Annotated in this window: 9 protein-coding genes; 6 read left to right on the top strand and 3 right to left on the bottom strand. The window is 44.8% G+C overall.

What is annotated here, in order from left to right; translation table 11 throughout:
• Positions 1-949: LysR family transcriptional regulator (locus ASD24_RS05190; protein ID WP_327205227.1), on the top strand; the 949-nt coding region annotated here is incomplete at its 5' end.
• 8 nt (positions 950-957) lie between these two features.
• On the opposite strand, the gene ASD24_RS05185 is transcribed toward ASD24_RS05190, so the two are convergent.
• Both ASD24_RS05185 and ASD24_RS05180 read right to left on the bottom strand, forming a co-directional pair.
• A complete protein-coding gene (locus tag ASD24_RS05185) occupies positions 958-1680 on the bottom strand; it encodes a YoaK family protein (protein ID WP_056692394.1) in 723 nt (240 codons plus the stop codon).
• 84 nt (positions 1681-1764) lie between these two features.
• Positions 1765-2502: an alpha/beta hydrolase family protein gene (locus tag ASD24_RS05180; protein ID WP_235540359.1), complete on the bottom strand. Its 738-nt coding sequence runs from the start codon at positions 2500-2502 to the stop codon at positions 1765-1767.
• A 382-nt stretch (positions 2503-2884) separates the two neighbouring features.
• On the opposite strand from ASD24_RS05180, the gene ASD24_RS05175 reads away from it, so the two are divergent.
• Both ASD24_RS05175 and ASD24_RS05170 read left to right on the top strand, forming a co-directional pair.
• The gene (locus tag ASD24_RS05175; RefSeq protein WP_056692631.1) at positions 2885-3631 is read left to right on the top strand and encodes a GTP pyrophosphokinase; all 747 of its coding nucleotides are present in this window, start codon (positions 2885-2887) and stop codon (positions 3629-3631) included.
• A gap of 4 nt (positions 3632-3635) precedes the next feature.
• Complete coding sequence (locus ASD24_RS05170) at positions 3636-4868, top strand: multidrug effflux MFS transporter (protein ID WP_056692390.1); 1233 nt, start codon at positions 3636-3638, stop codon at positions 4866-4868.
• 120 nt (positions 4869-4988) lie between these two features.
• Here ASD24_RS05170 and ASD24_RS05165 read toward each other — a convergent pair whose 3' ends face one another.
• On the bottom strand, positions 4989-5591 hold the full coding sequence (locus ASD24_RS05165; protein ID WP_056692387.1) for a hypothetical protein: 603 nt from the start codon (positions 5589-5591) through the stop codon (positions 4989-4991).
• Between the two features lie 399 nt (positions 5592-5990).
• On the opposite strand from ASD24_RS05165, the gene ASD24_RS05160 reads away from it, so the two are divergent.
• From ASD24_RS05160 to ASD24_RS05150, 3 genes are all read left to right on the top strand, one after another.
• Positions 5991-6986 carry an ABC transporter substrate-binding protein gene (locus ASD24_RS05160; RefSeq protein ID WP_235540357.1) on the top strand — a complete coding sequence of 332 codons (996 nt, stop codon included), beginning with the start codon at positions 5991-5993 and terminating at the stop codon, positions 6984-6986.
• A gap of 163 nt (positions 6987-7149) precedes the next feature.
• Entirely contained in the window at positions 7150-7770 is a 621-nt protein-coding gene (locus ASD24_RS05155; protein WP_056692384.1) for a flavin reductase family protein, read from the top strand.
• 222 nt (positions 7771-7992) lie between these two features.
• A complete protein-coding gene (locus ASD24_RS05150) occupies positions 7993-10158 on the top strand; it encodes an MMPL family transporter (protein ID WP_056692382.1) in 2166 nt (721 codons plus the stop codon).
• Positions 10159-10209: the final 51 nt, after the last annotated feature.

The following is a 10209-nucleotide window of genomic DNA, read 5'->3' as shown; positions in this document are numbered from 1 at the left end:
ATTATATTTAATCATACATTTTAGTTATGTTTTGAAAGGAGATCACATGAATCTACATGGACTAAGGTTGTTTCATGCTATTGTGCGATATGGTGGGGTAACACGAGCTGCTGAAGAACTCAACATTAGTCAGCCGGCCGTTTCATCCCAAGTGAAAAAGTTTGAACGAGAGCTGAACATTCAGCTATTTGTCTCGGAGGGCAGAAGACTTGTTCTTACGGATGTGGGTACACAGCTTATCAGTTATGCAGAACGGTTATTTATGCTGGAACAAGAAGTAGAGCATTTTGTGGAGGATTTCCGGGCAGGCAAGAAAGGCATGATCCGGATTACAGCAACATATCTCCCGGCTAATTTTCTGCTTCCAGCATGGATTGCTCGATTCAAGCAGATGCATGAAGAGGTTGAGGTCGTTGTGAATACGACGAATACACGGATGGCATTTGATCAATTGCTTCGATATGAAGCAGAAATTGCGGTATACGGTGGAAGTGGGATCACACATGACGGGGTTCACTGGGATGAGCTGTTTGAGGATGAGATGTGGTTTGTCGTTCATCCAGAGCATCCATATGCGGGACGGGAAGTAGAATTGAAAGACATGATGGCAGAGCCATTCATCATGCGTGAAGAGGGAAGTGTAACCAGAGATCGACTCGTATCACTCTGTACAACCAATAATTTGCCTGCACCTCGGATCGCTCTTCAATTCAATGGGCTGAATGAGACAATCAGTGCAGTAAAAGCAGGATATGGAGCTAATTTTATCTCTTCACTGGTTGTGAAAGAGGATGTTCGTGAAGGCAGACTGGCACGCGTATTCGTCCAGCATATGCAATTGAAGAATATACTCGCGGTATGTACACGAGCAGGGGAAGTATTGTCACCCGCTGCTCGAAAATTGGTTGATCTAATGAAGCAGGAAGCTTCGAACATGCAATATAACTGATTGGCTTCTTAACTACCACTTGCTGTATCCCGTACATCGCTGAATTGAGTCCGAGCATACAAGGTGATGCCTCCAACGAGCAGAACAGGAATCCAGACAGAGATTAGAGGCCAATGTTGGAACAGAAGTGCGGCAGCAACGATGCCGACCAAATAAATCAGAACCGCACCAGCACGTAGATATACATCGCCGGATAATGATTTAAATAGGGATTTGGCAGAGGTGTGTCTTATCCTGTACATAATGCTTACGGTATCTTCCACAACGGCGGCCAGATTATTCGTTAGAACGGTTGTAGATATGCCAGCAATGCCGATCCGGCGAGCTGCTGTAGTTTGTATTCCCATCGCTGCTGCTAAGACGAGAATCAATAGATAAGATAGTTGTTCTGCATAGGGACTGATCATGGCGACAGCAAAAAAGAGCAGTAAGCTGCTCTCAACTACAAATACAGTTGTAATTCGCTTCGTCCAGCCACTTTCGCTCCGTCCCCATCCAATCATGCGAGCTGCTATTGCATTTCCGATGATAAATCCAATAAGTGCGATTAACGAACGGAGTACAACAAACTCCTGAGCTCGAGCAATAGCAATACCCAGCAAAACGATGTTGCCCGTCATATTTGCGGTTAGTACATGACCTAAGGCTAAATATCCGATCAAGTCGACCATACCGGCAGCCATGCATAGAATGAGCAATGCGTACTTTTGGAGGGTTATCTGATGATGCATGTGACTTTCATCCTTTCACGAAAAAGGTACCCCTCTAGTATACCGTAACATTTGCCCTAATGAATACCGCAGTTATGGCTTGGATCACGATGGTGTCCCAAGCCATTTAAACATATGGCTGATCGCGGTCTGCTGAACTGTGCCTTGGAAATGATGATTTTCTCCCCCGTAGGCGTGAAACGTAACCTCCGCACCGCTGCGTTTTAATTCGTTATACATCTGTGTACCATGACTGTACTTCACCTGAGTATCCGCAGTTCCATGCATGATTAGGACGGGACAGCGAAGCTCTGGAACTTTGAAGAGTGGCGAACGGGCAGTGTACGCTTCAGGAGCTCGATGCGGAGAATTGCCGAGAACCCGTTTAAGTGTTCTTCTCAGATCTGTACGTTCCAGATAGGTTTGAGCCACATCGGCGACACCGCTCCATAACACGAGCTTGTGAACACCATGAGGTTTTGTATTGTAAGTCGCTGCTGCGTGTACAGCATTGATCGCGCCTCTCGAGAAACCCATGACAGAGATCCGTGACGGGTCGGCAAAAGGCAGTCCATGCACCAATTGATAAGCGGATACAACATCTTGCAGATCACTGCCGCCATACTCATCACGCCCTTCACCACCTTCATTACCGCGATATGCAGGGGCGAACACGATATACCCGTAGTTAACAAAATGTTCAATCCAAGACGTATTAACCCCACCATAATTACCGAGTCCACCTCGGCAGTAGATCAGTACTGGCCATAATGTGTTCTGATCAATGTGTATCTGATTCGAATGGGCTCTGGAATAACGACTAGCCAGTGCGGTCAATTTCACAGGATGGAGCGTGGGTGATAAGGTTGGCGCGGGTGGTAAGTTATCAACCTCTGTTGGGACAGAGAAGGAAGACAACGAGCAGCCATCGGGAAGACCGAGATATGCTTTTACACGATAAGAATCGGAAGAATAAGTAACGTGATAGAGAATCAGAATCGCTTCCTTTCTTCAAGAGTGTCCCTTTGTTGAGTGGTGGAGTAGGTTTAGCATATGTCAAAATATAGATCTCATTCACCATCTTCGTTAGACCGTCATCGTGTAGAAATTCGTTTATTGGCTCCAGATGATTTATAATGAGTACAAAGGCATGAGGTTGAACCCATGTTATCTTCACATTTCATAAATTTACTCTAGTGTCCACGGAGAAAGGAAGAACATAATGATGAACGCACCACACCCAATTGATCAATTCAAGAAATTTAAATATGAGATTACGCGGTTTATGATGATTTATAAATTTGCACTTGATCAGATGGAAACGAAGATTGAAGTGCTTAAGGAAGAATTCCAGTCCCTGCATGATTACAGCCCTATTGAACATACAAAATCAAGGTTGAAGTCACCTGAAAGTATTATGAATAAGATGTTCCGCAAGAATCATGAATTAACCTTCGAAAGTATTAAGAAAAACATTAAGGATATCGCTGGTGTTCGCATCACTTGCTCGTTTATTTCTGATATTTATCGTATTAAGGATATGCTCTGTAATCAAAGCGATCTACGTGTTCTAGAAGTGAAGGATTACATTCAAAATCCGAAGCCTAATGGGTACCAGAGCCTGCACTTGTTGGTCGATGTGCCTGTGTACATGTCCAATGGGGAAGAGCGAGCTTGCGTGGAAATACAGATCCGCACGATTGCGATGGATTTCTGGGCGAGCCTAGAGCATAAAATCTTCTACAAATACAACAAGGATGTTCCCGAACATCTGACAAGAGAGCTGAAGAGTGCTGCGGATTCTGCGAATGCGCTTGATCAACAGATGGAGCGATTGCACCGAGAGATCCAGGAGATCAAGGATGCTGAGAATGAGCGGACTGAAGAAGAGCTACGCCGTATCATCATCAACAATCAGCAATTTACGTTACCTTCCAATCTGCTCAAGTTACTAGGAAACGGAGAGCAGTAACACCATGCGTACAAAATCGACATCGGCTTCATTAACCACCCATTCAACATCGCGCATACGTATGGCGCTAATTCTCGGGACATTGTCGGCCTTCGGGCCGTTGTCCCTGGATATGTATCTGCCCGCACTGCCTACGCTAGCAGCGGATTTCGAATCTTCAACGTCTTATGCACAGCTCAGTCTAACCGCTTGTATGGTTGGACTTGCTCTAGGACAACTGCTCGCTGGACCATTGAGTGACGTTCGAGGACGCCGCACTCCGTTGATTGCTGGATTGTTACTCTACACGATAGCCTCTATTCTTTGTTTGGTTAGCCCAACTATGGGTTCTTTTGTAGTATTACGCTTTATTCAAGGTGTTGCAGGAGCGGCAGGCATCGTAATTTCTCGTGCAGTCGTTCGGGATGTGTATGACGGACCTGAATTAACACGATTTTTCTCACTTCTAATGTTAATTAACGGTGTAGCACCAATTGCTGCGCCAATTATAGGTGGTCTGTTACTCGAATACACGTCATGGCGAGGTGTATTTATTTTATTAAGTCTTATCGGCGTATTGACATTATTAGCTGTCATTTTTGGCTTAGGAGAAACCCTGCCAGCAGATCGAAGATCCAGTGGTGGAATGAAACAGACACTGGTGACGTTCCGCCAAATTGCGAGTAATCGTTTATTTATGGGTTATGCTCTGACTCAGGGATTTGTAGGTGCAGGTATGTTTGCGTACATATCAGGTTCACCCTTTGTGTTGCAGAAAATATATGGCATTTCACCACAGATGTTTAGTCTCTGCTTCGCGATTAATGGCTTGGGAATTATATTAGCCAGTCAGATCGCAGGAAGGCTTGCTGGAAAGGTTTCCGAATCTCGTTTGCTGATCGCTGGTCTAATTGTTGCGGCATTGGGAGGAACTTCTCTATTCATTGCGATCTTAGCCGGAGGCAACCTGATCTCAATACTCATTCCATTATTCCTAGTGGTCTCTAGTGTAGGTCTAGTGAATACCGCTTCATTTGCATTGGCGATGGCTAATCAATCCAAGTCTGCGGGAAGTGCATCCGCACTGATTGGTGTAATGACCTTTTTGTTTGGAGGAATTGTGGCTCCACTTGTTGGACTAGGTGGTGAGGGAACGGCTGTACCTATGGGGATTGTTATTCTCTGTGCTGATCTCGGCGCAGTACTTATCTACCTCATGATGGTTAGAAAAACAAGTAAACGGCAAGTGGCACACTAATACACGAAGTGGCAACGCCCCACGTGGAGAGAGGATCTCTCCACGTGGGGCGTTTGTTTTTTCTAGGGCGTATCGTATAACTCCGTAAGAAGCAAATGTTCAGAACATTTGAGAAACGTCCTAACAGAGGGAGAACAAAATTTGTGTATTCAACAAAATACCCGGAGTCTGGAATGGATAGAAGTAACCAACCACGAATCCGAACAGGTTAATGGCAGGCCACATCAGATAGACATCATTGTAAGTGAAGACGAGAGACCAACGGTTGTAACAGAACCGGTTCAGCACGCGCTCTTCGTTGTTCCGAGGTGCCGATACGCCTGATTGCGCAAATTGCACAGCTTGGGTCAAGTTTTGTGGTTGCTGCTGGATAAATAGTGGAAGTAGACCGGGGCTGCTTTTAATTAGATTGTATAAGTAAACCATCTCTGCTGGAGGCTGACCCACTGGCCGAGGATACGCGCTCAGTAAAGTGGGCAGATTGCCTTGTGCAAGTTGGGCAGGAACACCTGGCGCTGTACCAGGAACCCCTCCTGGAAAGTATGGTGGCTGACCACCTGTGCCTCCGCCCGGGAAAAAAGGAGGTAAGCCCCCGGTACCGCCGGGGATTCCAGGAATCGGTTGGCCTGGAATTCCACCTGGCGTGCCACCTGGGAAAATGGGTGGAAATTGAAATGAGCGATTCTCCTCATAGGCGGAATACGTGTTATATGGGTAACTCATGATCGAACATCCTTCCTGTCTGCTTAGTCTGAAATCAGCATATGAAGGCATCTGCCTATAGGTGATGAAGGATGCGAAATTTAACATGATCTGAATCCATTTCATCATACCTTTAGCTGCTTCAATCCAAACGACATATAGATCAAAACGCGATTCAATTTGTCTATATCTCGTTACATCTATTCCCTTTTTGTGTGTTATGAAATTGATTAATCTTATGATTCAAAATGTTGTCAACGACGGTAACAATGTTGACTTCTATGTTGATAACGATTATCATTGTCGATGGATCGCATAAAAGTATACGCATGTATAATATGTGCTGATGTTTAGGAAAGATCGGATGTGTCCGGTATATTGGGTTTGTTAGAGAGGTACATATTGAAAGGGGATAATTACGTGTTTAACAAGAACAAAAAAATGATCATACTTCTGATTACGGTGATGATCATGTCCATCTGGTTGGCAGCTTGCGGAGCAAAGTCTACAGACCAACAGCCATCAGCGACAGGAGAGAATACAGCAGCTGAGTCTGAGACGCAGACAGAAACACCAACAGAACGAACCATGACAGACGCGATGGGCCACGAAGTCCAAATTCCTGCTAATCCGGAGCGTATTATCGCTTCTTATCTAGAGGATCATTTAGTTACGCTTGGTGTTAAGCCAGTAGCTCAATGGTCTGTAACTAAAGGGGTTCAACAATATTTGCAAAAGGACTTAGAGGGGATTCCACCCATTGCATCTGATCTTCCCTTTGAAGCTGTAGTCAGTTTCAGTCCCGATTTGATCATCATTGGCACTGAAGACATGGTTGAAGGTGAGAAGTATGAGCAATATAACAAAATTGCGCCGACCTTTGTGCTGGGTGAAGAGGTTTATAAAGACTGGCGCAGGACGTTACTAAAAATCGGCGAAATTCTGAATAAGAGTGACGAGGCACAACAAGTGCTGGACAATTACGATCTCAAGGTAAAAGAGGTTAAAGAGAAAATAAACACCGTTACAGGTGGAACCAAATCAGCTGCGGCCATTTGGTTAGTCAACGGGAAATTCTTTATGGTGAGCGATAACGTATCCAGTGGTGAAGTGATGTACAATGAGCTTGGACTAGCTAAGCCTGAGGTTGTAAAGGAAATATCAGCTACAGCAACAGGCAACTGGTCAGCTATTTCGTTGGAGAAGCTTGCGACTATGGATGTTGATTATCTGTTCTTTGTCAACAGTGATGTGGGTACAGGAGCAGAGGCCTTGAAGGATCCGGTATGGCAGAACATACCTGCAGTGAAGAACGGTAACCTGTTCGAATTCACTCGGGAAAGTAGCTGGTTGTACAGCGGAGTTCAGGCTAACACGCAAATTATGGAAGACATTCAAAATAGCATTGTTAAATAAAAATAAAGCATGCTACAGCTAGGTTGCTAGCCTAAACAGACTCTTTGGCACGAAGATGCCAAAGAGTTTTTGTTATTCTTATACCGAGCGTTATATAATAACGGAGCAGAATATATGAAGTTGTTTAAATAAACGATAGATATAGAGGAGAGGCGATGACAGCATGTATACATTAGATCCACAGCAATTAACGGCTAAAGATAATTATAAATTCATGAGTGGCTCTGTTGTGCCACGGCCAATCGCATTTGTTACGACGTTATCGCAGGAAGAGGGAATTGTGAATGCTGCGCCGTTTAGTTTTTTCAATGTAGTCAGTTCAGATCCCCCGTTGTTGTCGATTTCAATTGGACGCAAGGCTGGTGAGATGAAAGATACTGCTCGCAATATTTTGTCTGGTAAAGAACTGGTTATACATATCTGTGATGAGGCGATTGTAAGCGACATGAATGAAACGGCAGCAATGCTGGAGCCACATGAAAGTGAACTTGACCGCACAAACCTTACAACTGTGCCAAGTACTGTGGTGGCTGTACCAGGTATACAAGAGGCGCTTATTCGAATGGAATGTACATTGTATCAGCATATCCCCATCTCTAATGATGAGGGTGAACCTGTCAGCGATCTCATATTAGTACGGATTGTGCAATATCATTTCAGTGAAAACGTGTATGATCCAACCACAAAGTACCTATTGATGGATCAACTGAAACCGGTCAGTCGACTGGCAGGCAATGACTATGCCAAGCTTGGGGAGCGCTTTACCGTAATTCGACCTCTGTAGTATGGAAAATGCATTTAAGAAGACATAAGGTAAGTGATATATACCAATTAGGCGGGCATCATGTGCAAATGTACATGGTTGTCCGCTTTTCGTTGTTTGCCAAACATAAAGAGATTTCGATCCGAATAGACTTGTACTATATTCTGTCATATGTGATTCGAACTTGCGGAACCGACTTCTGTCAAAAAAGGGTTTCCAATCTGATATTAGAGGAGCATGGGTATGGGGTATCGCAGCCTAACTGTGCTTGTGAGCCGTTATCCCCGGTTCATGATATGGTGCTGGCTTATTATTATTGGGATGTCTGTCACTTGGGCAATGAAATTACCCAGTGTCGTTGAAGATCATGGATTGAAGCTGATGCATGGGGATGCCCATCAGGTTGAGCTTATGTTGCAGGAGCAATTCAATATCCCCGTTGATCCGGTCGTGGTTGTATTGGAGAAGAATGAGGAGACACAACGAGCTGAGTTCCGAGCATGGATTGAGATTCAGTTAGAAAAGGCACGGCAAGTTCCGGGCGTCCATGCGATCATCTCTCCGCTTGAACCACGCGGAGCACTCATGCTGCGTGAAGATATAGCTTACGCGTTGCTGGATCTGAATACTCCAACTCATCAGATAAAAGATGTCATTCAACAATTGCGCTCTGTGTTAACCGAAAATAACCCGGGAACTGTGCAATTGACCGGCAAGCCGGTCGTACAGCAGGACGTGAACCGTTTGAGCTTTCGTGACTTGGAGCACGCTGAAGTGGTTGGTGTGCCACTAGCCCTAATGATTCTGTGGTTTGCCTTCAGGGGATGGAATGTTGCTCTGATCGCAGTCATGATGGGGATTTCCAGCGTAGTAATCGCCATGGGAGCAACGGCTCTTATGGGTCATCAGGTGGAATTGTCTAACTTCATTATCAACGTCATTCCAATGGTGGGTATGGCGCTAAGCATTGATTTTGCTCTCATTATCCTAAGTAGGTATAGAGAAGAGTTAAGTAAGGTTCGAGATGTGAATTCCACAGTATATGCTGAAGTCCTTCAACGAACCATGCAAACGGCGGGTAGAGCTGTGTTATTTTCTGCTGCTTGTGTATTTCTCGGCTTGCTTGGTCTACTCTGGATTCAATTACCTATGTTCATGAGTGTTTCATTAGGAGCGATAACCGTCTTAATCGTCGCTGTACTCCTTAATATAACGCTATTACCTGCGATTCTCTCGTTATATGCTAGACATATTTTTAAACATATCAACATCTCGTCATCTCATCTCTCGAATCAAGGGAGTAGTATGTGGCGTCGATGGTCAGGGATCGTCATGAAGCGACCCATTCGGATGGTTATTCTTGGAACAGCGGCCTTGTTGCTGTGTGTTTTACCCGTTTCTAAACTAGACATGGCAGTTCCAGATGCAACATCCTTACCCATTCAGACGGAGTCACGGCAAGCGAGTGAAAAGGTGCAGAGTGTATTTGGGCAGCGAGAGGTCTCTTCGGTAGATCTTGTCATTGGTGGTACGGATCAGCTATTAAGTAAAAAACACTGGAATACTGCCTTGTATAAACTTCAGGAGCTTCGACAAGATCCGGATGTTGTTGATATTGATTCACCGTGGAAGCAGATCAATCCTGGTATGGTGAATTCAGTTTCAGCCTTGGCGGAGCTGGGCTATGTCTCGGATCATGCGATTCGGATGAAGGTAACCGTGAAGGGAGAACCCGGCTCAGATCAGATTGCCAGCTGGATTGAACGGATGTATCGACATGATGCTGTCTCTAGTGTGAAGCAGAGCCTGCCAATCCATTATGGTGGAGAAGCAGTTGACCAGTACGAAATAATGAAAGAGATTATGGATAAGCTGCCCAAGGTGATTGTATTTGTAGTGGTATCGAACTATTTAGTTATGCTTGTTGCTTTCCGATCATTAATTATTCCTATCAAAGCGATTGTAATGAATATACTTAGCCTGGTAGCTTCCTTCGGCATTCTGGTCATGATATTTAACCAAGGACACTGGGGCATGGAGCCTTCGCCTGTTGCCATCATGATCCCTGTTTTTATTGCTGGCTTAGTATTTGGTATATCCATGGATTATGGTGTATTTATGCTGACACGTATTCAGGAAGCCTATCGACGAACAGGAGATAGCGACTTGGCTGTGCAGGAAGGACTTTCCTCAACGGGGCGACTGATTACGTCAGCAGCAGCTATTTTACTTGCGGTGACCATTCCGTTTGCTTTTGGCGATGTAGCGGGAGTGAAGCAACTTGGAATCGGGATCACGGCTGCAGTTCTGATTGATGTAACGATCATTCGTCTATTGCTTGTTCCTGCATTAATGAAACTGATGGGGAGATGGAATTGGTGGCTTCCTGGTCAAACGAATAAGTTATAAATAGCATGAATTGGCGATAAAGGAACAATAATGTTCAACTCCCAAGCTAGC

It is taken from the genome of Paenibacillus sp. Root52, assembly GCF_001426865.1.
Lineage (GTDB): Bacteria > Bacillota > Bacilli > Paenibacillales > Paenibacillaceae > Paenibacillus.
This window is presented reverse-complemented; position numbering and strand designations above follow the sequence as displayed.

Coding starts and splice junctions, on each gene's coding strand:
- ASD24_RS05185 (WP_056692394.1), bottom strand. CDS start 1,680: ATGCATCATCAGATAACCCTCCAAAAGTACGCATTGCTCATTCTATGC.
- ASD24_RS05175 (WP_056692631.1), top strand. CDS start 2,885: ATGAACGCACCACACCCAATTGATCAATTCAAGAAATTTAAATATGAG.
- ASD24_RS05170 (WP_056692390.1), top strand. CDS start 3,636: ATGCGTACAAAATCGACATCGGCTTCATTAACCACCCATTCAACATCG.
- ASD24_RS05165 (WP_056692387.1), bottom strand. CDS start 5,591: ATGAGTTACCCATATAACACGTATTCCGCCTATGAGGAGAATCGCTCA.
- ASD24_RS05155 (WP_056692384.1), top strand. CDS start 7,150: ATGTATACATTAGATCCACAGCAATTAACGGCTAAAGATAATTATAAA.
- ASD24_RS05150 (WP_056692382.1), top strand. CDS start 7,993: ATGGGGTATCGCAGCCTAACTGTGCTTGTGAGCCGTTATCCCCGGTTC.